This is a genomic window from Clostridium sp. AM34-9AC (assembly GCF_003480225.1).
GTDB classification, from domain to species: domain Bacteria; phylum Bacillota; class Clostridia; order Lachnospirales; family Lachnospiraceae; genus Acetatifactor; species Acetatifactor acetigignens.
Genome location: NZ_QUIU01000018.1, coordinates 51319 through 75550 on the forward strand (window position 1 = coordinate 51319; position 24232 = coordinate 75550).

At 47.6% G+C, this 24232-nt stretch carries 22 protein-coding genes; 7 read left to right on the forward strand and 15 right to left on the reverse strand.

Translation table 11 applies throughout. The annotated features are described in order from the left end of the window. Window positions 1–17: 17 nt before the first annotated feature. The 8 genes from DW835_RS11510 to DW835_RS11545 all read right to left on the reverse strand — a co-directional run bounded on the left by DW835_RS11510 (window position 18) and on the right by DW835_RS11545 (window position 11590). Window positions 18–1814 carry an L-fucose isomerase gene (locus tag DW835_RS11510; RefSeq protein ID WP_118502924.1) on the reverse strand — a complete coding sequence of 599 codons (1797 nt, stop codon included), beginning with the start codon at window positions 1812–1814 and terminating at the stop codon, window positions 18–20. Window positions 1815–1912: 98 nt separating this feature from the next. Further along, on the reverse strand, window positions 1913–2839 hold the full coding sequence (locus DW835_RS11515) for a dihydrodipicolinate synthase family protein (RefSeq protein WP_118731164.1): 927 nt from the start codon (window positions 2837–2839) through the stop codon (window positions 1913–1915). Window positions 2840–2883: 44 nt separating this feature from the next. Then, complete coding sequence (locus DW835_RS11520) at window positions 2884–6021, reverse strand: glycosyl hydrolase (RefSeq protein WP_118731155.1); 3138 nt, start codon at window positions 6019–6021, stop codon at window positions 2884–2886. Window positions 6022–6023: 2 nt separating this feature from the next. Then, window positions 6024–7067, reverse strand: coding sequence for a sialidase family protein (locus tag DW835_RS11525; protein ID WP_207665429.1), 1044 nt, complete (start codon window positions 7065–7067; stop codon window positions 6024–6026). 109 nt (window positions 7068–7176) lie between these two features. Next, entirely contained in the window at window positions 7177–8859 is a 1683-nt protein-coding gene (locus tag DW835_RS11530) for an extracellular solute-binding protein (protein WP_118731156.1), read from the reverse strand. Window positions 8860–8907: 48 nt separating this feature from the next. Beyond that, complete coding sequence (locus DW835_RS11535; RefSeq protein ID WP_118502930.1) at window positions 8908–9795, reverse strand: carbohydrate ABC transporter permease; 888 nt, start codon at window positions 9793–9795, stop codon at window positions 8908–8910. A gap of 10 nt (window positions 9796–9805) precedes the next feature. Beyond that, the gene (locus DW835_RS11540) at window positions 9806–10711 is read right to left on the reverse strand and encodes an ABC transporter permease subunit (protein ID WP_118502932.1); all 906 of its coding nucleotides are present in this window, start codon (window positions 10709–10711) and stop codon (window positions 9806–9808) included. A 117-nt stretch (window positions 10712–10828) separates the two neighbouring features. Next, entirely contained in the window at window positions 10829–11590 is a 762-nt protein-coding gene (locus DW835_RS11545; protein WP_118502934.1) for an IclR family transcriptional regulator, read from the reverse strand. Window positions 11591–11843: 253 nt separating this feature from the next. Here DW835_RS11545 and DW835_RS11550 point away from each other — a divergent pair, with 253 nt between their 5' ends. After that, complete coding sequence (locus DW835_RS11550; protein ID WP_118731157.1) at window positions 11844–13211, forward strand: putative ABC transporter permease; 1368 nt, start codon at window positions 11844–11846, stop codon at window positions 13209–13211. Between the two features lie 33 nt (window positions 13212–13244). Then, window positions 13245–13907, forward strand: coding sequence for a PilZ domain-containing protein (locus tag DW835_RS11555; protein ID WP_118731158.1), 663 nt, complete (start codon window positions 13245–13247; stop codon window positions 13905–13907). A 109-nt stretch (window positions 13908–14016) separates the two neighbouring features. Here DW835_RS11555 and DW835_RS11560 read toward each other — a convergent pair whose 3' ends face one another. From DW835_RS11560 to DW835_RS11570, 3 genes are all read right to left on the reverse strand, one after another. Further along, complete coding sequence (locus DW835_RS11560; RefSeq protein ID WP_022311998.1) at window positions 14017–14481, reverse strand: Hsp20/alpha crystallin family protein; 465 nt, start codon at window positions 14479–14481, stop codon at window positions 14017–14019. A 305-nt stretch (window positions 14482–14786) separates the two neighbouring features. Further along, window positions 14787–15368: a DUF4352 domain-containing protein gene (locus tag DW835_RS11565; RefSeq protein WP_172594826.1), complete on the reverse strand. Its 582-nt coding sequence runs from the start codon at window positions 15366–15368 to the stop codon at window positions 14787–14789. A gap of 118 nt (window positions 15369–15486) precedes the next feature. After that, on the reverse strand, window positions 15487–15951 hold the full coding sequence (locus DW835_RS11570) for a cupin domain-containing protein (RefSeq protein ID WP_117466495.1): 465 nt from the start codon (window positions 15949–15951) through the stop codon (window positions 15487–15489). Window positions 15952–16055: 104 nt separating this feature from the next. On the opposite strand from DW835_RS11570, the gene DW835_RS11575 reads away from it, so the two are divergent. The 3 genes from DW835_RS11575 to DW835_RS11585 all read left to right on the forward strand — a co-directional run bounded on the left by DW835_RS11575 (window position 16056) and on the right by DW835_RS11585 (window position 18381). Beyond that, on the forward strand, window positions 16056–16535 hold the full coding sequence (locus DW835_RS11575) for an S-ribosylhomocysteine lyase (RefSeq protein ID WP_022311995.1): 480 nt from the start codon (window positions 16056–16058) through the stop codon (window positions 16533–16535). 33 nt (window positions 16536–16568) lie between these two features. Further along, on the forward strand, window positions 16569–17267 hold the full coding sequence (locus DW835_RS11580; protein ID WP_117466494.1) for a 5'-methylthioadenosine/adenosylhomocysteine nucleosidase: 699 nt from the start codon (window positions 16569–16571) through the stop codon (window positions 17265–17267). Window positions 17268–17346: 79 nt separating this feature from the next. Further along, entirely contained in the window at window positions 17347–18381 is a 1035-nt protein-coding gene (locus tag DW835_RS11585) for a M42 family metallopeptidase (RefSeq protein ID WP_118503080.1), read from the forward strand. Window positions 18382–18485: 104 nt separating this feature from the next. Here the strand turns inward: DW835_RS11585 and DW835_RS11590 are convergent, their stop codons facing one another. From DW835_RS11590 to DW835_RS11605, 4 genes are all read right to left on the reverse strand, one after another. Continuing rightward, a complete protein-coding gene (locus DW835_RS11590; protein ID WP_118502939.1) occupies window positions 18486–18938 on the reverse strand; it encodes a GtrA family protein in 453 nt (150 codons plus the stop codon). Between the two features lie 223 nt (window positions 18939–19161). Continuing rightward, the gene (locus DW835_RS11595; RefSeq protein WP_118731159.1) at window positions 19162–20124 is read right to left on the reverse strand and encodes an NAD(P)-dependent oxidoreductase; all 963 of its coding nucleotides are present in this window, start codon (window positions 20122–20124) and stop codon (window positions 19162–19164) included. Between the two features lie 194 nt (window positions 20125–20318). Then, window positions 20319–21668, reverse strand: coding sequence for a glucose-6-phosphate isomerase (locus DW835_RS11600; RefSeq protein ID WP_022153088.1), 1350 nt, complete (start codon window positions 21666–21668; stop codon window positions 20319–20321). Window positions 21669–21826: 158 nt separating this feature from the next. Next, complete coding sequence (locus DW835_RS11605; RefSeq protein ID WP_118731160.1) at window positions 21827–22648, reverse strand: hypothetical protein; 822 nt, start codon at window positions 22646–22648, stop codon at window positions 21827–21829. Window positions 22649–22864: 216 nt separating this feature from the next. Here DW835_RS11605 and DW835_RS11610 point away from each other — a divergent pair, with 216 nt between their 5' ends. Further along, entirely contained in the window at window positions 22865–23107 is a 243-nt protein-coding gene (locus DW835_RS11610) for a TIGR03905 family TSCPD domain-containing protein (RefSeq protein ID WP_022311989.1), read from the forward strand. A gap of 25 nt (window positions 23108–23132) precedes the next feature. Further along, window positions 23133–24212 carry an undecaprenyldiphospho-muramoylpentapeptide beta-N-acetylglucosaminyltransferase gene (locus tag DW835_RS11615; RefSeq protein ID WP_022311988.1) on the forward strand — a complete coding sequence of 360 codons (1080 nt, stop codon included), beginning with the start codon at window positions 23133–23135 and terminating at the stop codon, window positions 24210–24212. Window positions 24213–24232 lie beyond the last annotated feature (20 nt).

Consider the following 24232-nt stretch of genomic DNA (forward strand, 5'->3'; position numbering starts at 1 on the left):
GTATCCTTCCGGCGGTATTATTTGTACATGGGACCGTATGCGGCACAGGCACGATAATCCTGTCCCTCTTTGTCCATTCCGAAGGCATTCCAGGATGCCGGGCGGAAAATTTTCTCCTCCGGTACATTGTGCATGCTGACCGGAATACGCAGCATGGAACACAAGGTAATCAGATCGGCACCCACATGTCCATAGCTGATGGCTCCATGGTTGGCTCCCCAGTTGTTCATAACATCATAGGCACTCTTGAAGGGTCCCTCTTTTCCGTTGCATCTGGGTGCAAACCAGGTGCAGGGCCAGGTGTAATCGGTACGCTTCCATAAGATATCTGTCACTTCTTCCGGCAGCTTCACCGTCCAGCCTTCTGCGATCTGTAAGGTGGGGCCGATGCCTTTGACCAGATTCAGACGGATCATGGTCACAGGCATCTGTGCCTCTGTCACGAAGCGGGAGGAATAACCGCCTCCGCGGAAATAGCCGAAGTCTGCCTCACTCCAAGTCGTTGCCTCCAGCATTGCCTTCTGATCTTCTTCCGTCACCTCGTACCAGGGCTTCATGACAGAGTTACCCTCTGCATCCCTGGCTTGTCCGCTGGCATCCAGACATGCCGCACCGGAATTGATCAGATGGATAAAGCCGCCTGCTTCCTTCGCCACTCCTTCGACTTCGTAGCCGGCTGCCTTCTTCACAGCCTCCGGGCTCCAGTAAGTACGGACATCCGCAAAGATCTGTGCACGGTTGGTCAGAAGCTTCAAAAACAGCATTCCCAATCCGTTTAATACATCGTTTTCCGTTGCGAGAATATAAGACTCTCTTGCGCCGTTCCAGTCAAAAGTAGTATTCAGCATTGCCTCGGCAAAATCCGTATTGGGATAGTAATCCGTCCACTGTCTCTGTCCCTGGAAGCCTGCAGCAATGGCATTGTGTCCCACCATTTCCTCTTCTCTTCCGGCGGGTAATCTGTCATTACCGTTCATCAGATCCTTGATGATGCACATGGTCTTTACAACGAATTTCCAGTCCTCTTCCTTCTCTTCGGGAGACTTCCGGATCTCCACAGGATTCTTGTCCAGTCCGTCCGGACAATGCTCCCTCGTCCACTTATAAGCCTTCTCAAATTCATCCTTGTCATAAATATCCTGCTGGATACGGCGCAGAATCTCCACTTCATCCACGGATTCCACACGCATTCCCAGATATTCCTCAATGAATGCAGGATCAATAATGGATCCACCGATACCCATACAGATAGAACCGATCTGCAGATAGGATTTGCCTCTCATGGTAGCTACGGCCACGGCTGCCCGGCCGAAGCGCAGCAGCTTCTCCTGCACATCTTCCGGAATCTCTGTAGCATCCGCTTCCTGCACATCATGTCCATAGATGCCGAACGCAGGCAGTCCCTTCTGGGCATGGGTTGCCAATACGGATGCAAGGTATACGGCACCGGGTCTCTCCGTACCGTTAAATCCCCAGACACCCTTAATCGTATTGGGAGACATATCCATGGTCTCCGCTCCGTAACACCAGCAGGGGGTCACGGTCAGGGTAATGGCAACGCCTTCCGATTCAAAAAAGTCCGCACATTCTGCCGCTTCTGCCACGCGTCCGATGGTGGTAGGTGAGATCACTACCTTTACCGGCTCTCCGTTGCTGTAACGAAGATTTTCTTCGAACAGCTTTTTGGCAGAAGAAGCCATATTCATGGTCTGTTCTTCCAGTGAGCCTCTTACATTCAGATAACCACGTCTCGCATCGATCACGGGACGGATTCCGATCACCGGGTATTTTCCTATGTATCTGTTTTCAGCCATATTGTCCTCTTTTCTGCGCTGCCTCTTTCTTTTTCATTTCGTTGTTCTGCCTCTGCCATGGGACTGCGGTAGCAGCGCCGGTGCAGTCCTGAGATCTCCTAGCGGGCAATTCCCAGTTCAATCTCTACCTCTGCGGACAGACGAATGAGCTGCTCTGCTTCCATCCGCTGTGCGACCGTCAGTTTCTTCCAGTCTAATCTTCTGCTGTGCAGCGTCATGGGAACTCCCATCTTCTGTAATGCATATTTGGCGTTCACGGGATAGCTGCTGTTCTCGATCAGGGAGCACATGGTCAGCAGATCTGTCACTTTCCGGGCTTTCTCAGGCTGTGCGGCATAGTTTTTGCATAACCAGCTGTACAGTCTCGGATGGAAATTTGCCATGACTCCACTGTAGCCGGCGGCTCCCTCCTGCAATGATTCCAGTAAGGTCGCAGTATTGGCATTGTAAAGCTTCAGATTGCTTCCCTGGATCAGCTGCAATTTTTCGCTCATGCTTGCCATATCACAGCTGGTATCCTTCAGAAAATAGAATCTCTCACTGTCTACCAGAAACTTCACCACTTCTCTGCTCAGTACTCTCTTGTAGGGATAAGGACATTCATAAAATCCAAGCGGCAGATCCTTCGGAAGCTGTTCCATCAATGTCTGCAGCCTTTCGATCATCACCTGATCGGATTCCTGCTGTGCAGCAGGCCTGTTAGAGATCAGGATCAGCGCGTCGATTCCGGTATCTGCCATGCGTTTCAGTTCTTCCGCCTGATCCTCCATGGAATCAGAAATATGCCCGGATGCAATCACCGGTTTCCCGTTGGCATACTTCTTTACTGCTGCTGCGATTTTACAGCGTTCTTCCAGTGTCAGCTGGAACATTTCACTGGATTGGCATACCGCAAACAGTCCGTCACAGTCATTTTCAAAATACCATTCGGTCAGTTTCTCCAACGCCGGATAGTCAATTTTATTATCCTCCGTATAAGGAGTCAGCATCACCGGCCATACTCCATTAGGAAATTCGTTTTTCATTATTGCTCCCATCTGCCCGCCCTGCGGACTTTTTTATTTGTATCTTACCTTTCCATCAGTACTGGTGCCTTAAGGATTCCGTAGGGTTCCACCTTATATTCCGGTGTATATTTTTCACCGCTGGTACGAAATACAGAATCGTTCGTCACTTCCGGTCTGCCTCCCGCGAGATGAAAAGGACCGAATACATTCCGCAAAGAACTGTAAATTTCTATCTCAAGGTGATTGTCACCTTCTTCTAATGCCTCTGTAATGTCGATCATTCCCGCTGCTCTCCAGGGAACTTCATAGGAAGCCATTCCCAGTCTGACCGTAGCGCAAGTACCCTTGAAATCTTTCAATTTCAAATAGATCCGGCTGTCCGCTCTCCTTTTACAGCGTGGATTCCATCGAAAATCATACAGATATTTGACGCTGCCTGCATAATGGTACAATCCCTGAGCCGTCCAGTCTCCGATCAGCAGTGCTGTCGGCTGTTCTGTAATCTTCCGTTCCGTATTTACGCCGAACTCTCCGCAGAGATAACAGTTTTCCAGTTCCATGGAATTACGATAACGGCAGATCAGCCGCAGCCTGTTCTCTCCTTCTGCCCAGCCCGGAAGCGGAATCCTCTTGATCCCTCTGTCATACAGGCATCCCGTGATCCGCTGTTCCACCGGCTGTCCGTTCAGATAGATCTGAAAATTTTCCGGATGTTCGATTGCAAGTTCCGTGTAGCCTGTAATTTTTTTCACCGTCTCAAATGTAAATTCCAGTGAGACTTCCGTTCCGTCCGCAGGATGAGGTTCTCTTACCCAACGGTAACGCTGTTCTTTTCCAAGGGCTGCTATGGAGCACATTTCCAATCCGGTGCGGATCTGTTCCTGTGCTTCCCAGACCTGCATAGGTTCTGACCAGTGCCCCTCCTGTATGCGGTATCTGCAGCTATCCAGAGTATACAGGTTGGGATCGGTCAGACGGATCACTGTCCGTTCCGGCAGCACCTGAAGTTCTGTTTCGTCAGCCTCTGCAGGCACTACGCTTGCGCCAGCTGATTTTTCGGCGTTTTTCTCCATTTTCTCCAGGAAAAACAGGCGCGAAGTCTGTGCTTCCAACCGTGTCGGAAAAACAGTCTGCCCCTGTCCGGTGACAGCTTCCACCGTATTATGAGTTCCGGTGAGTGCGTCCCACTCTTCTACAGAAGCTTCCAAGGGTACGTGAATCTCTACCTCACAGTCTTCCGTCCGGTGATAGTTTGTCACGAACAGAAGCTGTCCCTTTTCCAGAAATTTCTGCAAGGCGATACAGTGGGTTTCTTCCCTGTCTCCGTTCCGGATGCTTACTGTCCGCACTCCTGCGTCTTCCAGTGCTTTTATAAGTTCTTCATCACTGTGTACCGCCACACAATTTTTAGCGGTAAACAGTTCTGTCGGAAGGTCGCTTTCCATGGCATCCAGCAGGACCGATTCCGGATCGGTCACGATCAACTGACCGCCCTGTTCCACAAATTCTTTCAGAAGCCGGCAGGTACTGCCCAGCATAGTACGGATTTTCGGCAGAACCACTGTCCGGTACTGCATTTTCCCCAGGATCAGTCTGCCCTGTTCTACAGATCCGTGCCTAGCCAACAGAATCTCATCCCCCAGATCGGGATCCAGATGATGATTGCAAAGCTTTTCCAGCAGCGTATTATATTCCCATCCGTATTCGTTGACCTTCTGCAGATCCCGTTCCTTGCGGCGCACAGGATTGCCATAGGGACTGGCCCCCATCATGCTCCATGCCGTAGTCGCCGGATGCAGCAACAGATACTGCTGGCTGGGAGAACCTTCTTCCAGCACGGCACTCAGCCGCCCGAAATAATCCTCCACCACATGATCTTTACTCCACCAGGGGATATTGTAGCCGAAGCCCGGAGGACAGTCTCTCTTCCTGCCGCCCGTCAGGGAATATAACGCCAGATGCTGGCATCGCTTATTCACGCCCAATGCGTATTGCCAGTCTCCGATATGCCGCTGTCCTTCGAAGGTAAAATCCCATCCGGTCACGCCATAGGTCTCGGAGATGACATTCTTTTTCCCCATCTGGTGTGCCACGCTGACACATTGCTTCACGGTAAGAAATTCGTCCGTCTTATCCTGAAGGATATCCACTCCCGGAATATCCTCATATTCATACAGTGGCATGGTCGCTCCGCTGACTCTGGTAGATAGCCCAAGTTTATCTTCCTGAAGGAAATGACCTGTCATAATCAAATGATGCTCTCTGCACCATACAGCAATCTGTTTGGAATAGTTTTCACTAAAACGTAATGTAATCGCATGCCAATAATCATGCCGTATTTTCGCACTGCCTTCTCCTTCAAAAAAGAATAAAGGAATTTTGTCAACAGGATCATAGCCGTTCTTCTCCCGGAAATACTCTGCGAATCCGTAAGTCCAGGGAATCCAGCTCCGGTCTGCCCCAAAGGCGGAATGTGTGTCCGCCAGACTGGGTTCATCTGTAAAAATTCCGGGAATTGTTTTGCCGAATTCCTCTCCAAACCGTTCCAGATATTTATCATGGGTCAGATGCAGAAATCTCTGTACCGTATCCGGATTCAGATTGTCCACCGGTGTTTCCCCGTTGAACCATTCACTTTTTGCCGATATTTCCAGGCGCAGAACGAGAAACACCTGTCTGCATCCGGGATGCTGTTTTTTCTCTTCCGGCTCCGGAACTTCTGTCATGGCATTTTCCAGCCGCTTCAGAAAATAAATGGCATCTCCCTGTACCAATGCGGTAAATACGGCAATAAGATGTTCTTCCTTCCATACCGCAGAGTCACAGGTGTCGCATACCTGCAGGGTCAGTCCTTTCAGACGATAGGCATCTCCTCCGGCTGCCACCATTCCTCCGGCATTGCCGGAGGGCCAGCGGTCATCATCGTACAGCCAGGCCGTTATGCCCAGTTGTTTTGCTTCATCCACCGCCGCCTCCACGCAGTCCATCCATTCTCTGTCCAGATAGGGAGTCTCCAGACCATCCCGGGAGTGAATAAAGAATCCTCCGACTCCCTGCCCATAAAGCTCTCTTACCTGACGTCTGACTTCTTCCGGGGTAATTTCCGCATTCCAGGACCAGAAAGGAGTTCCCCAGTATTCTTTTGCCGGATTCTGAAATTTTCTGTAGATGTCTTCCTTTGTCCTGTTGCTGTCTTTCATAATCAGTCCTCTAATGTAAAGCTCACATACACAATCTTTTCCCGTTTCCAGGTATAAGTGATCATAATCTTATTGTTGTCGTTGCAGATTACGGAAGGATAACAATAATCGCCTCTCTGATCCTCTAACGTACAGAGGATCTCAAAGGTCTCTCCGTTGTCTCTGGACAATGCAACGCTAAGCGGTGTTCTCGGTCCCTTGTAATAGCCGGGCAGATTCTCTCTGGGATTGTAGACCAGCACCAGATCGCCGTTCTTTAATTTGACCAGATCGATACCGCTGTTATTGTTGGGAAGCCCGGTATCATATGCCAGACACCATGTTCTTCCGCCGTCCTCGGAATCGCTGCGGATGATACGGGAGCTGCTGCTGCGGCAGAGCATATGTACTTTTCCGTCCCGATCCTCCCAGAGGGTAGGCTGAATAATCCCTTTTCCGTAGATATAGTGTCTGTCATAAGGTCTGTCGATCACCTGCACATTATGAACGCCCTTATCTGTGATCGCCAGTCTGTGCAGCGGCACCAGATCGCTTCTCTCCCAGGTGCGGCAGTCATCTTTGGAGATATCCACGAATCCGTCCCACAATTCCCCTTCCAGAGATCCGGGAGCCAGTACGGTGCCGTCACTTAACCGGATAGGTTTATTCTTGACAGGGCCTCTTCCTCCGATATCTCCGGGTACCAGTTCCTGCGGCTCTGAAAAGGTGTGTCCTTCATCTTCGCTTTCCATATACCAGGTCACCCATTCCGAGATCAGCTTGCCGACCTTATAGAAAAGGATAATTTTTCCATCCTCCTTACGGAAAAGTACGGGATTCCACATGGCAACTCCTCTTACATCCGCTGCCTTTACCGGTTGTCCCCAGCCGTCCTTATCACGTATTGCTGTCCAGATCGCTACGTCCGGGTTCTTTTCCCATGCACCGCCAAACCATGCCGCCAGAATGCCGCCGTCCTTTAATTCCAGCAGTGTTGAGGCATGGGCACTGTCAAAGGGTTTGTTATCATCCGTGATAAATTCCTGTGTATAATTTGTAATCTTCATACTGTCAGTCACACCTTCCATTGCCTGATTCTCTCTTTTTAGCAGAATGAACGGGTAACCTGCCCGTTCACTCTGTGTTATGTTCTGTTACTTTCCTTTGTCCGATGACCTATTTGGTTTCTGCTACGGCACGGGCTTCTGCGTCATTCCACAGCTGCTCCAGTTCTCTTACGCCCATATCCTCAGCTTTCTTGATCAGTGCATCCCAGTTGTCGATGGATTCCTTGCCGGTAATGTACTTATCGTATTCCTGTGTGAAGAAGGTATCCAGATCAGTGGTCAGTTCTTTCACACGGTCTGCCTCTTCGGTAGTAAAGGAAGGTGCAATGTGAGGCTGTACATAAGCGTCATCCTCATTGATGATCTTCCAGTAATCTTCTGTCAGATCGGACCAGCTTCCGGTGATCATCTGGATCTCACGCTGGGTCTTAATGTTGCATGCATACATGGAGAAGTCCAGCTTGCCTGCACCAATATCTGTCCAGCATGCATAGTAGTCAGAAGGAGATGCATCCTTGAACTGCATTACATAATCGGAAATATATTCTGCCTCGCCGTCTGCGTTGTACTGGAAGGTCTCACCCTCGATACCGTAGTTGGTAATGTCGGAAGCCTCCATGGAGTACATCCAATCGATGAATTTAATGATCTGATCTTTATTCTTGGCATTTGCATTGATTGCATACAGCTTACCGAATCTTGTATCGTAGGACACGGCACGTCTCTCACCCAGACTGTTCTCGGGAATCGGCAGTACCTGAAAGGTAGCATTCTCGTTACCGTCGATCTTACGCAGTTCGTTGGTGTAGTTCTGACCGAATCCACTGTTATCTACGAAGAAGAAGGACTGACCGCTGCTGCACTTGGTTGTCATGGAATCAGAATCGGTTGTTGCATATTCCTGATCCAGAACGCCGGTGGTATATGCCTTGTTCAGGAACTTCAGAACTTCTTTGAAATTGGTATCTGCGGGACCGTATACATACTTGCCCAGATCCTCATCCCAGTACATACCGGAGCTTGCGGATACAGAACCGAAGCCGGAACCTAACATGTAGGAAGTGGTCTTTAACAGGTTTGCAGTTCCCTTTCTGATTGCCCAGGGAGTACTGTCAGGATAAATCTCTTTTAACTGTGCCAGTGCATCCAGTACTTCATCCCATGTGGAAGGAGTTGCGATGCCGTTCTCTTCCAAAAGGTCGGTACGGATTACAGGGCCGAAGCCGTTGGCCCACTCATCACGAAGTACTACAGGGAATACATACATTTCGCCGTCTACCATGTATCTCTGCATTTCGGGATACTGCTGCCAGAACTTGTAGAAGTTCGGCATGGTCTCTTCGTTGATATACTGGCTCAGAGGCTCAAAAATACCCTCGGATGCGAAATCGGAAATATCACTTGCGCTTCTCAGATAAATGATATCCGGGAAATTCTGTGTAGACAGCGCAATGTTTTTCTTCTCATCATAGCTGCTAGAAGGTACGATCTGGAAATCCAGCTTTACATTGGTTGCTTCAAAAATTGCCTCGTGGGACTTGCTGTCCTGTGCCATGGGCTGCTGGCTAGAGTCCATGACCATAATGCTGATCTCCAGAGGATCCTCGCTGATCCAAGAAGGATGCTCGCTGTTTGCTTCCTGTGTCCCCGCACTTGTAGCGCTCTCCTGTGCATTGTTTGTTGCGGCATCATTGCTGCCGGAAGCATCGGAACCACATCCTGTCAACAGCGATGCGCTCATTGCTGTTACTGCCAATAAGGCTGTCAGTTTTTGGAATGCTTTCTTTTTCATTTAACCTCTCCTTTTCTTAAATACATTCTTACTTTATAGTTTGTTTCTTTATCCCTTAACTGCTCCGACCATAACACCCTTTGTGAAGTACTTCTGTAACAGAGGGTATACAAGCAGAATAGGTACGATGGAAATAATGATCACCGCATATTTATAGTTGGTTGCGATGATGTTGACACTTCCCGTGATCTCGGAGGTGTCACCCTGTATTACGATGTCACGCATGACAACCTGTACAGGATATTTTTTCTGATCATTCAGGTACAGCATGGAAGGGAAGTAGCTGTTCCAATGGTACACGGCATAGTATAAAGTCATGGTTGCGATGATCGGTTTGGACAGCGGCAGGACGATCTTACTGAAGATCGTAATGTCATTTGCACCGTCCAGATATGCGGATTCTACCAGGGAATCCGGGATCGCCTGGAAGGAAGTCCTCATGACGATCATATTATAGGTACTGATGGCGGGCGGCAGAACGATGGCCCACATAGTGTTGATCATATGAAGCTTATTGATCACCAGATAGGTAGGGATCATACCGCCGTTTACGAACATTGTGATCATGATCAGCACGGTAAATACCTTACGTCCGTAAAAATCCTTTCTGGAAAGAGGATATGCACACATTGCGGTGAGCACCAGACAGATCAGGGTTCCCAGACCTGTGTATAAAAAAGTGTTCTTATATCCGCTCCAGATTCTCTGGTTCTCGAATACCGCCTTGTAGGCATCGAAATTAATTCCTCTGGGGAACAGTGTTACCAGTCCCTGGTTGATATACTGCGAAGAACTGATAGACACAATAAATACATAAAACATCGGGTAGAACATAATGAATCCGAGGATCGCCAGCAGAAGGTAATTCACAACATCAAATATTTTGCTGCCGATTCCCTGCGGTTTTTTGCTTTTTATTTTTACTTTCTTAGCCATTTCTGTCCTCCTACCACAAGCTGCTGTCACTGAGTTTTTTCGATATCTGGTTGGATGCTACCAACAGGATCACACCGATTACTGACTGGAACAGACCCACCGCTGTAGAATAACTGAAGTCTGCACTCAGAATACCTCGTCTGTATACATAAGTGGAAATAACATCCGCAGTCTCATAAGTAGATCCGTTATACAACAGGATTATTTTCTCATATCCCAGGGACATCAATCGTCCGATCTGCATGATCAGCATAATGGAGATGGTCGGTGCAATAGAGGGAAGCGTTACCGACTTAATTCTCTGGAAACGGTTTGCTCCGTCAATCATTGCCGCCTCCAGAATCTCCTGGTCCACAGAGGTCAGTGCCGACAGATAAATAATGGAAGTCCATCCACAGGTCTGCCAGATACCGGATGCCGTAAATATGGTACGGAACCATTCGGGCAATACCATGAACTGGATCTTATCAAAACCGAATGCCGCGATAAGCTGATTGATGATTCCGTCCAGAGACAGGAAGTTCATTACCATACCACAGACAACCACAGTGGAAATGAAATGGGGCAGATAGCTGACGGTCTGGATCACTCTCTTGAACTTGGCATTTGTTACTTCGTTCAACATCAGTGCCAGGAGAATCGGTACCGGGAAGCCCCACAGCAGTCCATAGATATTTAACAGTAATGTATTTTTCACCAGTTTCCAGAAATAAGGATCCATCAGGAACTTCTGGAACCATTTAAAGCCCACCCAGGAGCTTCCCCATACACCCTTCGCAATCTTGTAATCCTTGAATGCGATCAGTACCCCGTACAAAGGCAGATAATGGAACAGGATGTAATAGATGATCGGAAGTAACATCATAATGTACAGATATTTGCATTTCTTGATCTTCTTCCACGGCGATGTTTTCATGTTATCTCTCCTTCTGTGCAATCATTGTTTCTTGTGTTCTGTATTAGAGAACTCTGTTCTCTAAAATATCTTTTTGAAAAGGATTGATTTCTCAATCCCCTTTTTCACATTTTTAACTTAATAAAGAATGTTTTGTAATTCCCGTATTTTATTTTGTAATTCCTTTGCCAGTGACTGGATCCGTTCGTCATAGAATCTCAGGGAAGGTCCTGTGATACTCACTCCTGCCACCACCTGGCCGTTTCTGCCAAGTACCGGAACCGCCACACATTTTACACCAAATTCATGTTCCATATTGTCTATTGCGTAACCACGCTGCCGGATCTCCCGGAGTTCCTTCAACAGTACATCTCCATCCGTGATCGTATAATCGGTATAGGCTTCCAGCTTCCTGGCTGCGTAGGCCCGCTGTTTCTCCTCCGGAAGATACGCCAACATTGCCTTGCCCAGCCCGGTACAATGCATCTGTGCATGTTCACCCATGATCGGCCGCATAAGGTCAATGGAGGTCTTCGGATACGCAGAAGTCACGTAGATAATCTCCTGTTCATGTGGGATTGCAAGATAGACTCGCTCGCCTGCCATATCTGCAAGCTCCTGTAAATACGGAGCTGCCACACTACCGATGCTTAAGTTCTGTCCCAGAGAATAACACAAGGAGTACACACTGAGTCCTAGCTTGTATCTGCCACTCTCATCATCCTGATCCAGATACCCCATTGCCTTGAACGTAGACAAAATATTATGTACGTTACTTTTATTCAGATCCAGCTGTTCGCTGATCTCTGTCACACCCCAACTGCTTTTTTTCGTAAAGCAGTTCAAAATTTCAAGAGCTTTTTGCAGACTCTTTACTTTTATTTCTGCCTCATTTACCATCTTGCGTTCTCCATTTGGTAATTGTGTTCTTCATTTCGTAACCACATTATATAATTTTTAAAGTTAAAAAAGCAATAGCACATTTTGATAAATTCGTCTTACATCTTTTGTCTATAATTAACTTCTTGTTCTGTAATAGAGAACTTTCTCATTACAAAATCTCTTATTTACATTAATGATAGCACAACCTCTTTCGTTGTGATATGATGGAACAAAACAGTGTTCGACAATCTTCGACGAAAGAGGTGCCCCTATGACAATAACCTGGTTATGCCTGTTCTGGTTGTTTTTCTTCTATTCCTTTATTGGATGGTGTATTGAGGTATGTGCTGCTGCGGTGCAGCATCGGAAATTCGTTAACCGCGGATTCGTAGCGGGTCCCCTATGCCCGATCTACGGTTTTGGTGCCATATTGTTCGAGATTTTCCTGCCGGAACTAACGGAAGACCCGTTTTTCCTGTTCCTGGGTGGCTTTGTACTGGCTTCCCTGTTGGAATATTCCACCGGCATGTTCTTCGAAAAGGTCTATAAGAAAAAGCTGTGGGATTACTCCCGTTTCCGCTACAACGTAGGTGGCTACATCTGCCTGCCTTTTTCCCTGCTGTGGGGTGCTTTAAGTGTTGTGACGGTAATGTTTGCAGATCCGTTATTATGCGGACTTTTTGACCGCATTCCGCACTTGCTTTCCGTTGTACTTCTGTTGGTGCTGGGCGGGCTGCTCCTGTTGGACACCGTTGGTTCCGCTTTATCTACTTTAAGCCTACAGGTACAGGCAAAGCACCGGGTGGAGGCCTCTCTGGAAAAGCAGACCGCCCGCCTGGATCAGATTACAGAAGGGCTGGGCCAGACTTCCCGTTTTCTGGAAAATGCCCTGACAAGACATATACAGAAGCGACTGCAGAAATCATATCCTTCTATCAGCCTGGATGCTCTGGTAAAAGCCAGAGAAGAACATAAAAAATCCACCGTCTTTGCCGAGGGCTGCTGCTTTTACAAACTGTTTTCCCTCTTCTTCATCGGTGCATTGTTAGGTGACATTACGGAAACGATCTTCTGCCGTATCACCGCAGGTGTCTGGATGAGCCGCAGCAGTGTCATCTACGGGCCTTTCAGTATTGTCTGGGGTTTGGGCTGTGCCTTCCTTACCCTGCTGCTCTACCGTTACCGCAACAAGAGCGACAGTACTATTTTTCTGGCAGGTACCCTGCTGGGCGGTGCTTACGAATATATCTGCAGTGTCTTCACGGAAATGGTCTTCGGCACAATCTTCTGGGACTACAGTGGATTTGCCTTTAATCTGGGCGGCCGTATCAATCTGCTGTACTGTTTCTTCTGGGGAATTGCCGCTGTGGTATGGATGCGGCTGATCTATCCGAAACTTTCCGGCTGTATTGAAAAGATTCCGAAAAGAACCGGCACAATTGTCTGCAATATTTTGATAGTATTTATGATTGTCAATATGCTGATCTCCGCACTGGCGCTGGCCAGATATACGGAGCGCAACGGCGCTTCCTATTCCGTGGAAACTACAGAGCTTAACGGACTGGAACAATTTTTAGACACCCATTACCCGGATGCACGGATGGAACGCATCTATCCCAATGCAAAAATGGTGAATTAAATAATTTTGTAAAGATGGGAGACCACCAGACTTATGCAGATCGATGACTTGACAGCAGGGTTATCCCTTAGCTTTTTGATCAATCTTAATACCGAGCAGCTTCAATTTGAATCCAAAATTCTGGAGGTATATCCTCACAGGCACACTTTGCTGGCGCAGGGTGTGTTTACTGATGATAAAATTATCTCTTTCCGTGGAAAAGGCCTGATTGTAGATCTCATTGTCACACTTCCGGAGGATAAACCGCAGCTGTTCAAAAACGTTACTACCAATGTAGTAAAGCTTTCCGATGGAACACTGTGCTATACTGTCTCCTCCATTGCCGGAAGCAAGACCTATAACCGACGACAAAGCTACCGATGCTATATTGGCATTGAGACTGCCGTACAATGTGGTCTGAACCGTGCCGCCCACGATGCCATTATTAAGGATATCAGCTATAACGGTTTTTCCGTGGTCAGCAGGGAAGACTTGAAATTAGAGGTCAACCAGACGGTTCATGCGGTTCTGAATGACCACATGGACGAGACCGCTGAGAATTTCAACTTTCATCTCTATGGTCTCGTGGCACGGATACAGGAACTGGAAAACGGACTGTTCCTCTACGGTTGCCGCCTGAACAATCCGGTGCCGGGACTGGAACAGTATATTATAAAAAAGGAACGGGCTGTCCTGCGGAAACGCCAGCTGTCCTGAATATCCGCCACATACAGATTCTTGTGCAGGCACAAATCTGTACTTGGCTCATCGTACACGAAAAAAAACCGCTGTCCCTCACGGGGCAACGGTTTTTTTATTTAAAGGATTATCCTTCGATTGCGATGTATTTATTGGTCTCTACCGCAGGCTTTGCTTCCTTCTTAGGAACATTCAAAGTCAAGATACCATGTTTGAACTCGCCCTTGATATCCTCCTGAGTCAGGTTGTCACCAACATAGAAGCTACGCTGGCAAGCTCCGGCATAACGCTCCTTGCGGATGTATTTACCGGTCTTCTTCTCCTGCTCATCCTCATCCAGACCTTTGGCAGCCTCAATGGTCAGATAACCATCCTCCAGAGAAACCTTGATCTCATCTTTCTTGAAGCCGGGCAGATCAACGATCAACTCATAGTTGTCATCGGTCTCCTTGATATCGGTCTTCATTACATTATGTGCATGTCTGCCATACAGTTTCTTCTCTATCTGATTCTCTGCTCTGTTGTCAAAGAAAGGTACATCATCAAAAAAGTCATCAAATAAGTTCTCTCCAAAAATGCTAGGTAATAACATAAGTCATCTCTCCTTTTCTATTAAACATATGTCGGTGTCTTTCGATACCTCTTACCTTTTGTCCTCCGGCAACCACCGGAGAATTTCGGAACCTGTCAGAGGATCTTCGATCAATCTCTTGATCTTTCTTCCTCTCCCTTGTTCTATTTGTACTATAACACGCATATATAAGTATGTCAATTAAGGAAAAATTATATAATTATAAATTAAAAATAAACTGCAAAAAAGAACCAGAACACTGTGATCCACAGTACTCCGGTTCTTTTTTACAGGAAAAACCGCCAGTCTTACTTATTTGTTTTCTCTTACTTATCCTTTGCAGTAAAGAATACGAAGAATACATCTCCCTCAGTGTCATTGGAGAACTGCTCCAGATAAGAAATGGAATAATCCTTGGAATCTTCCGGTACTTCATATACCAGCAGACCGGTTTTCTCTTCGTTAACACCCAGATCATACTCTTCCGGCAGCTGTTCGTCACTTACAGTGTTACCATAGTAGGTGATAGGTGCAGCGTATGCGTCATCGTTATCATCATCGCCCCACTGGATCTGGAAATCGGTGTCATACATGGTAACGGTAGAACGATCGGTGTTCTTAACGGTTACTTCTGCTACTAACAGCTTATTTCCCTCGGAAGGGGTATATCCTTCATAGTCATTGCAGGTATATGCGCTGTTTACAGTGTAATCGAAGAAGTAAGTTCTCATTACATCTCCCATACGTCCTTCTGCATAGCCGTCATCATCTGCGGTTACCACACCACTCTTGCTGCTGGTATTGGATCCGGAACTTGCAATATTCTGAATTGCGCTGTCTACAGGACCACATCCTACCAGACTAAATGCCAGTACAGTTGCTACAATAATTCCAACAAATTTTTTCATTTTCTTTCTCCCTCTCATAACCCTTATTGTGCATGCAGTCATCTGCACGCGAAGCTAGTATAACACACAAAATGGCAGAATGCAACGCTTTATTGCGCTACTTTGCGAATGTAAGTGCTTACTCACGGGTCAGACGCAGGATCACATCGCTGTGTTCCGGATATTTTTCCAATAGTTTTTTCCGTTCAAACAGTTCAAATTCTTCATATTTAAAACAGGGTGAAACCATACAGCCCACCAGACTGAAACCCTCTTCCTCCATGGCAGACCCGAAGATCATTCCCTTCGGAACCAGTACCTGCGGGACTTCTCCCTTTTCCAGGTCCAGCCCAAGTTTCGCCGCTGTGAGTTTTCCGGCCTCATCGATCATATAAATCGTCAACGCATTGCCGTCATGATAATACCATACCTCATCCGACTTCAGGCGATGAAAATGGGACACTTCCCCCTTTGCCAGCATAAAATAAATGCTGCTCCACAGGTTCCTCTCTTCTTTTTCCAGCAGGCATTCCTTGAAATAACCGCCCTCCACATGGGGCTCCATTTCCAGATGCTCTATATAATATTCCGCTGAATGCTTCATACTCTTATCCCTCCGGCTATTTTCTTTTCTACTGAATTAGTGTATACTATGCAGAGAAAAAGCGCAATTATTAACCTGAAAGATTGTGCGGAATGGAGAATATCATGGAAAAAATAGCAAGCTTCACCATTGACCATATCAAGCTTCAGCCCGGTGTCTATGTATCCCGCAAGGATCACATCGGTGCAGAGGTCATCACCACCTTCGATCTGCGTATGACCAGTCCCAACGAAGAGCCTGTGATGAATACCGCAGAAGTACACACCATCGAGCATCTGGGTGCAACTTTCCTGCGCAATCATCCGGAATACAAGGACAAGACCGTCTACTTCGGCCCCATGGGATGCCGTACCGGCTTCTATCTGCTGCTGGCCGGAGATCTCTCTTCTAAGGATATTGTTCCTCTGATGGTGGAAATGTTTGAATTCATCCGCGATTACAAGGGTGAGGTACCCGGTGCTTCTCCCAAAGACTGCGGCAACTATCTGGATATGAATCTGGGTATGGCCAACTATCTGGCAAAACGCTATCTGGATAATGTGCTGTACGGCATTGACGACAGCCGTCTGGTATATCCGGAGTGATTACAATTATTTAAGAAAGAACAGGAAACACACATGAAAAAAATCGGAATCATCGGTGCCATGGAGCTGGAAGTGGAAACTCTCAAGGCTCACATGACCACCACTAATATCACGACCAAAGCAAATATGGAATTTCACGAGGGTACCCTGAACGGTACTCCCGTAGTCATCGTCCGCAGTGGTGTCGGCAAAGTCAATGCCGCTCTCTGCGTACAGATTCTGGCAGACCTTTTTCAGGTCACTGCCATCATCAACACCGGTGTGGCAGGATCCCTGAATGCCGCTCTGGACATCGGAGATATTCTGATCTCCAAGGATGCCCTGCACCATGATGTAGATGCCACCATTTTCGGTTACAAGCCTGGGGAAGTTCCCCAGCTGGGATGTCGGGAATTCCTTGCAGATGAGCATCTTATCGAGGTTGCTGCCAGCACCTGTCAGGAGGTCAATCCGGACATTCACGTTCATACCGGGCGTGTAGTCAGCGGAGATCAGTTCATTTCCAGCAAAGAAGTCAAGGACCGACTGATCAAAGAATTTCAGGGGGACTGTGCCGAGATGGAGGGGGCTTCCATTGCCCACGGTGCTTACCTGAACGGTATTCCCTTTGTCATCATCCGTGCCATTTCCGACAAGGCGGATGACAGTGCCGAGATGGATTATCCTACCTTTGAAAAGGCCGCAGCGCTCCACTCCGCCAAGCTGGTAGAGGCTATGATGCCCCGGATCTGATCCGGGCGGCTGTCCTGTGGATCGAAAACAATGCCTGCTGCACAGACTTTGCAGGCAATAGAAAGGCATGCATATTAACATGAAAAAAGAAAAGAAATACATTGAATATATCTTAAAACAGGCCGAAGCCCTGCTGGCTATCGACAGCCCTTCCGGCTTCACGGAAAAAGTAACGGATTACCTCTGTGAAGAGTACAAGCGCCTCGGCTACAAACCGGTCAAGACCAAAAAGGGCGGCGTTCTCGTAGAGATCGGCGGTAAAGACAACGCAGTTCTGACCATGGCCCATGTAGACACGCTGGGCGGCATGGTGGCAGAGATCAAGAGCAACGGCCGTCTCCGTCTGACTAAGGTCGGCGGCTTAAACGCCAACAATATCGAGACCGAGAACTGCCGTATCTATACGCTGGACGGCAAAGTATACGAAGGCACCGTACAGCTGACGGATGCTTCCATCCATGTCAACGGCGATTACCAGAGGTCCGAGCGTACCTTCGATTCCGTGGAAGTCCTGCTGGATGAAAAGGTATCTTCCAGGGAAGATGTCAAGGCACTGGGTATTGAGAACGGTTCCTTCGTCTGCATGGATCCCCGGACCCGCATCACGGAGTCCGGTTACATCAAGAGCCGTTTTCTGGATGACAAGCTCAGCACCGCTATTCTGCTTGGCTTCGCAAAATATGTAAAAGACGAGGATCTGAAGCTGTCCCGTAAGGTCTACCAACATATCACGGTCTTCGAGGAAGTGGGTCACGGTGCCTGCGCTTCCGCTCCGGAAGATGTGGAGGAACTGCTGTCCGTAGATATGGGTTGCGTCGGAGAGGGTCTGGAATGCACGGATCGTCAGGTATCCATCTGCGTCAAGGACGGCCACGGACCTTATCATTATGATGTGGTCAAAGGGCTGATCCAGGCTGCAAAAGACAATCATATCGACTACGCCGCAGATGTTTACCCCTACTACGGCTCCGATGCTGATGCCGCATTAAGCGCCGGTATTGATGCCAGACACGGACTCATCGGCCCAGGTGTCTACGCTTCCCACGGCTACGAGCGTTCCCACAAGGATGCAGTTGCCGCAACGCTGGAATTGTTGAAGGCTTATCTGGCATAACTCCAAATATAAATTGCACATAAAAAGCAGTCCGGAGACCAGCAGATTTTCTATCTTCTGCCAGTTCCGGACTGCTTTTATAATACTCTTGCAAGTTAATATATTTATTTTGCCTCTTCTGCTCCGCCGTCTTTTTTCTTGTTGAATACGAACAGCTTGCTGAATACATAGTTGCCGATGATGACCAGAACTGCGGAGATCAGGGTTGCCACCAGCAGATTTACACCGATTGCGGTCAGTACCTGCATCACTACCATATCCAGGATCAGCGTGGATACTCTGGAAAGTACGAATTTCGGTGCTTCGGACAGCATCGGAGCATTGCTCTTGAATACAAACTTACGGTTGGTAAAATATGCGAAAATGACACCCGCCGTCCAGTTGATAACACTTAATACAACATTCTGAAAGGGTGTTGGATACATTGTGTTGTCAAATAACAGGAAGTTTGCCAGGAATTTTGCTGCCCAGGATACGACCGTGGTCAGTCCGCCTACGATCAGGTATGCAATGATCTCTTCATACTTGATCCAAAGTGCCTTTATTTTTTCTACCATATTGTTCCTCATTTCTCTGTGCTAAGGTTAACAAAACTATTCAGAACCCCATTCGCAAAATCGCCTCTACGAGGCTTTCTTTTTGCTCATGTGGTTACTTCGCCCTATAAATAGTTAACTACAAATAACAAATATACACAAATATCCCCTTAAATGCAAGCATTCCAAAGACATTTGTGTATATCTTAATCACTGTTTATGAAATTCTATACCACCGTATGGCTTATAAATTTACCACGTTACGATTCTCACCACGCATAAATGCCTTAATGTTCTCGTAGACGCCCTGTACGCAACGGGTACGTGCCTCCACGCTGGCCCATGCCAGGTGCGGTGTGATGATCAGCTTGTTACTGTCTTTTAACTGGCTTAAAGGATTAGATAACTCCAAAGGCTCCTTTTCCAGGACATCCAGACCTGCTGCCTGAATCTCTCTGGCCACCAGTGCTTCATAGAGATCAGCGTTATTTACCACGGAGCCTCTTGCCACATTGATGAGGATTGCTGTCTTTTTCATCTTACGAAGGGCTTCCTTATCAATGAAATTACGGGATAAGTCACTTAACGGACAATGCAGGGACAGGAAATCGCTCTCTTTTAACAGGGTATCCTTGTCCACCTGCGGATAATCCGTACAGGTGCTCTTGCCCGTGATGGAATAAAAGATTACCTTACAGCCGAAAGCGGCAGCGATCGCTGCGGCTCTCCTGCCGATATTCCCCATTCCTACAATGCCCCATGTCTTACCTTCTAATTCATAAAAAGGTCTGTCAAAATTAGAAAAACGATCCTGTGCACTGTAAGCGCCGGATTTTACATATTCATCATAGTAGGGCAGCTTCTGGCTCAATGCCAGCGCCAGAGTAAAAGTATGCTGTGCCACCATGGCTGTGGAATAGTCCACCACATTTGCCACCTTGATGCCTCTGGACTTGCAATATGCCAGATCACAGTTGTCGTATCCGGTGGCAAGCTCACAGATCAGCTTCACATTGGGGCAATCCTTCAGGGATTCCTCTTTCATGGGAGCCTTGTTGCAGACAATGACATCCGCATCGCCCACACGCTCTGCCACTTCCTGTGCAGTAACGGTATTCGGGTAACTGGTCACTTCTCCCAATTCATTAAAGCAGTCCACCGGCACATCCGTGCCGGCGCTGTTTCTCTCCAGTAAAACAATCTTCATCTCTTGCAATTTCTCCTGTCTTTTGTTTTCTTTTCGTAATAGCATAATAACATAGTAGAATAAACGATTTCTCCGGGCTATCGCCCTACTTACTTATTCCATCATACAGCAACAGCGTAATGAAATCAATTCATTACGCTGTCCTTTTCTTCTTTTGAAACATATTACTGCCGGAGTGATCCCGCCTCTGTGGCTTACAATCTCTTCAGCAGTTCTTCTCTCTGTGCCTCATAACCGGGCTTGCCAAGCAGAGCGAACATGTTCTTCTTGTAGCTCTCTACACCGGGCTGGTTGAAAGGATTTACGCCCAGCAGGTATCCGCTGACACCACATGCGAACTCGAAGAAGTAGAACAGCTCGCCAAGATAGAACTCATTTACCTCGGGAACGGTTACCATGAAGTTGGGAACCTGACCGTCGGTATGTGCCAGAATGGTTCCGTTCATAGCGCTCTTATTGACGAAATCAACGGTCTTGCCTGCCAGATAATTCAGACCATCCAGATCTACAGGCTCCTCGCCGATGGTAAGCTCCTCTCTCGGAGTGTCGATATTGATCACGGTCTCGAACATTACACGGGAACCGTCCTGAATGAACTGACCCATGGAATGCAGATCGGTGGTCAGATCCACGCTTGCGGGGAACAGACCCTTGTTGTCCTTACCTTCGCTCTCACCGAACAGCTGCTTCCACCACTCACTTACATAGTGAACAGCGGGCTCATAGTTCGCCAGGATCTCGACACTCTTGCCCTTGCGCAGTAAGATGTTACGCAGAGCCGCATACTGTAAAGCATCGTTCTCTTCGAAATCATTCTCCAGGGCACGCTTTCTTCCGCTGGCTGCACCTTCCATCAGCTTGTCGATATCAGCACCGCTGACAGCGATCGGTAACAGACCTACAGCGGTCAGTACGGAGAAACGTCCTCCTACATCATCGGGTACTACGAAGGTCTCGTAACCTTCCTCATCGGACAGATGCTTTAAGCTTCCCTTCGCCTTATCGGTGGTAGCATAAATTCTCTCTGCCGCGCCCTTCTTGCCGTATTTAGCTTCCAGCTTCTCCTTGAATACACGGAAAGCAATAGCGGGCTCTGTGGTGGTACCGGACTTGGAGATCATGTTGATGGAGAAATCTCTGTCGCCTACTACATCCATCAGGTGCTTCAGATAGGTGGAGCTGATGGAGTTACCACAGAAGTAGATCTCCGGAGTCTTACGTACACTCTTATCCAGTACATTGTAGAAGCTGTGGCTTAAGAACTCGATAGCCGCTCTGGCTCCCAGATAAGAACCACCGATACCGATAACCAACAGAACGTCGGAATCACTCTGGATCTTCTTCGCTGCTGCCTTGATGCGGGCGAACTCTTCCTTATCGTAATCTACGGGAAGATCGATCCATCCCAGGAAATCATTGCCTGCGCCGGTCTTGGATACCAGGGTCTCCTTCGCATCCAGGGTAAGCTTCTTCATGTAACCGATCTCTTCTTCAGAAATAAAAGAGCCGGCCTTGGAATAATCAAATGTAACTTGTCTGCTCATAATGCTCCTCCTTATATCTTGCAGATATATCACGCATTCTTGCGTTACTTACTTAAAAAATCCGTTTTTATTTTAACAAAGTTACATCTCATTTTCAAGACATATCTATAGATCCGGGGAATGTTTTCTGAATTCTTTCGGACGTCTGACATTTTCCGCTATACTGTAAGTAATTCCTGAAGCAATGCCTGTAATTCTTCCTCCGTGACTCTGGCGGGATCCTCCGGTCTCTGCGGCAGCACCTTTTCTCCAGGCTTTTCATGTGCGGCATTTTCTACGGAAAATACTTCTCTGTCCAGACGATCTCCCGTTTCTTCCGGCTGCGCCATTCTGCTGCTGATCGGCATCAGTTCCACCGTCCGCCTGCCGGAAGCTCTCTGCTGTCGTCCTCTCGTTCTTCCGGCCGCACTGATCTCCTCCCCCAGGCTTCCCGGTCCGTAGAGTCTTTCATAATCCTGTTCCGTGACAGAGATCCGGCCCGACAGATGATTTTCCAGATAATCTATGAGATTCGTCTTCAGAACCCTGCGTTTCCCCTTGATATCCATCATGGCCGACAGAGAAAAATACAGATACATCCCTAAAAAACTTACTATGTAAAAAGGCAGGATTTCCCCCAGCATCCTTCCGCCCATGATCCCCTTGCAGATCCCGATACCGGCAAACACAATGGAAAACAGCATGCACTGGCCGGACAGATGATACCAGGCATCAAAGGATAGGTGTCCAAACGCCAGCCGGTTGAGGAACTTGTCCACAAACACCGGAATGTTTGATACTCCACCATTTAACTGGTAACAATTTGCAAATTTTACTTTACACTGTTTCAACAGGCGGTTATTTGTCGTTGCCATATTATCTGTCTCTTTTATCATCGTATGGTAAAATCCTGCCAGAAGCAGACGCACCAGAATACTAAGTCCCAGAAATACCAGAATTCCGGTTGTGATCACTTTTTCTTCTTTGAAAATCGTAAACATAACCTGCGCTCCTTTCTATCGCTTCCTTAGAGTATAACGTATTAGAGGCTTGTTTTGTACGTTTTTTCATCGTCATTCTTCTACGTTGCCGAACAGAAAAAGTATTTCTTTTACATTTTTCGTGAAAAGAAAACCTTGTACATATTGTTGTATAAATGCCGAAAATCTGCTATAATCACTCCTTAGAAATTCAGTTTGAAAAGGATGGTTTTACATATGATATACAAGACAAAAGGTACCTGTTCCACTTCGATCGATGTAGAATTAAAGGATGGTGTTATTGATTCCGTAAAATTCACCGGTGGATGCAACGGTAATCTGCAGGGAATCAGTGCTCTGGTAAAAGGAATGAAGCCGGAAGAAGCAATCAGCCGTCTCAAGGGGATCCGCTGCGGTTTCAAGCCTACCTCCTGTCCTGACCAGCTGGCTCATGCCCTGGAAGAAATGATCGCACAGTAATCTCACCGACAAGAAGGATTTTATTATGAAAAAAATCGTATTGACCGGCGGCGGAACTGCCGGACATGTAACCCCCAATATTGCTTTATTACCGGCGTTGCAGGCGGCCGGCTATGAAATTGCCTATGTGGGATCTTATGAAGGCATTGAGAAAAAGCTGATTGCGGATTTCAACATTCCTTACACAGGCATTTCTACGGGCAAATTCCGCAGATACCTGGATCCGAAGAACTTCTCCGATCCGTTCCGTGTCATGAAGGGATTTGTGGAAGCGAGAAATTACCTGAAAAATTACCAGCCGGATGTAGTCTTCTCCAAGGGTGGCTTCGTAAGCGTCCCGGTCGTCCGCGCTGCAGCTTCCTTACATATTCCCTGTATCATCCACGAATCGGATATGACACCGGGACTGGCCAATAAGCTGTGCATTCCCGTGGCAGAAAAGGTATGCTGCAATTTCCCGGAGACTATGAAAAATATCCCTGCCGACAAAGCTGTCCTGACCGGTTCTCCCATTCGTGCGGAGCTGGCACAGGGCAGCCGGCTGGCCGGACTGAACATGTGCGGCTTTACTGCCAATAAACCTGTCATCATGGTCATTGGCGGAAGTCTGGGTGCAGCTAACGTGAACAAGGCTGTCCGCGATGCATTGCCGAAGCTTCTGGAGGATTTCCAGGTAGTACATCTCTGCGGTAAGGACAAAATCGACAACCTGTTGTTAAATACACCCGGATATAAACAGTTTGAATATATCAAGGCGGAACTAAAGGATATTTTCGCCATGGCAGACGTGGTGATTTCCCGTGCCGGAGCCAATGCCATCTGTGAACTTCTGGCGCTGAAAAAGCCCAACATTCTGATCCCCCTGCCTGCCGCCAGCAGCCGCGGAGACCAGCTGTTGAATGCCGCTTCCTTCGAAGCGCAGGGTTATTCCATTGTGCTGAATGAGGATGATATTACGACGAATCTGCTGGTGGATAAGGTGCATGAGCTGTACTTCAACCGCCAGAATTATGTAGAAGCCATGAGCCGCAGCCACCAGATGGATGCGATCAACACAATCATGTTGCTGATCAATGAAGCCGCAAACAAGAGTCATACGCAATAATGTCATGTATTGATTGAGGG

Excerpts from the sequence above, each read along its gene's own strand:
- DW835_RS11510 (WP_118502924.1), bottom strand. The coding sequence starts at position 1,814 with ATGGCTGAAAACAGATACATAGGAAAATACCCGGTGATCGGAATCCGT.
- DW835_RS11570 (WP_117466495.1), bottom strand. The coding sequence starts at position 15,951 with ATGAAGCATTCAGCGGAATATTATATAGAGCATCTGGAAATGGAGCCC.
- DW835_RS11535 (WP_118502930.1), bottom strand. The coding sequence starts at position 9,795 with ATGGCTAAGAAAGTAAAAATAAAAAGCAAAAAACCGCAGGGAATCGGC.
- DW835_RS11565 (WP_172594826.1), bottom strand. The coding sequence starts at position 15,368 with ATGAAAAAATTTGTTGGAATTATTGTAGCAACTGTACTGGCATTTAGT.
- DW835_RS11530 (WP_118731156.1), bottom strand. The coding sequence starts at position 8,859 with ATGAAAAAGAAAGCATTCCAAAAACTGACAGCCTTATTGGCAGTAACA.
- DW835_RS11575 (WP_022311995.1), top strand. The coding sequence starts at position 16,056 with ATGGAAAAAATAGCAAGCTTCACCATTGACCATATCAAGCTTCAGCCC.
- DW835_RS11550 (WP_118731157.1), top strand. The coding sequence starts at position 11,844 with ATGACAATAACCTGGTTATGCCTGTTCTGGTTGTTTTTCTTCTATTCC.
- DW835_RS11610 (WP_022311989.1), top strand. The coding sequence starts at position 22,865 with ATGATATACAAGACAAAAGGTACCTGTTCCACTTCGATCGATGTAGAA.
- DW835_RS11605 (WP_118731160.1), bottom strand. The coding sequence starts at position 22,648 with ATGTTTACGATTTTCAAAGAAGAAAAAGTGATCACAACCGGAATTCTG.
- DW835_RS11585 (WP_118503080.1), top strand. The coding sequence starts at position 17,347 with ATGAAAAAAGAAAAGAAATACATTGAATATATCTTAAAACAGGCCGAA.
- DW835_RS11615 (WP_022311988.1), top strand. The coding sequence starts at position 23,133 with ATGAAAAAAATCGTATTGACCGGCGGCGGAACTGCCGGACATGTAACC.
- DW835_RS11540 (WP_118502932.1), bottom strand. The coding sequence starts at position 10,711 with ATGAAAACATCGCCGTGGAAGAAGATCAAGAAATGCAAATATCTGTAC.
- DW835_RS11520 (WP_118731155.1), bottom strand. The coding sequence starts at position 6,021 with ATGAAAGACAGCAACAGGACAAAGGAAGACATCTACAGAAAATTTCAG.
- DW835_RS11560 (WP_022311998.1), bottom strand. The coding sequence starts at position 14,481 with ATGTTATTACCTAGCATTTTTGGAGAGAACTTATTTGATGACTTTTTT.
- DW835_RS11555 (WP_118731158.1), top strand. The coding sequence starts at position 13,245 with ATGCAGATCGATGACTTGACAGCAGGGTTATCCCTTAGCTTTTTGATC.
- DW835_RS11515 (WP_118731164.1), bottom strand. The coding sequence starts at position 2,839 with ATGAAAAACGAATTTCCTAATGGAGTATGGCCGGTGATGCTGACTCCT.
- DW835_RS11600 (WP_022153088.1), bottom strand. The coding sequence starts at position 21,668 with ATGAGCAGACAAGTTACATTTGATTATTCCAAGGCCGGCTCTTTTATT.
- DW835_RS11525 (WP_207665429.1), bottom strand. The coding sequence starts at position 7,067 with ATGAAGATTACAAATTATACACAGGAATTTATCACGGATGATAACAAA.
- DW835_RS11595 (WP_118731159.1), bottom strand. The coding sequence starts at position 20,124 with ATGAAGATTGTTTTACTGGAGAGAAACAGCGCCGGCACGGATGTGCCG.
- DW835_RS11580 (WP_117466494.1), top strand. The coding sequence starts at position 16,569 with ATGAAAAAAATCGGAATCATCGGTGCCATGGAGCTGGAAGTGGAAACT.
- DW835_RS11545 (WP_118502934.1), bottom strand. The coding sequence starts at position 11,590 with ATGGTAAATGAGGCAGAAATAAAAGTAAAGAGTCTGCAAAAAGCTCTT.
- DW835_RS11590 (WP_118502939.1), bottom strand. The coding sequence starts at position 18,938 with ATGGTAGAAAAAATAAAGGCACTTTGGATCAAGTATGAAGAGATCATT.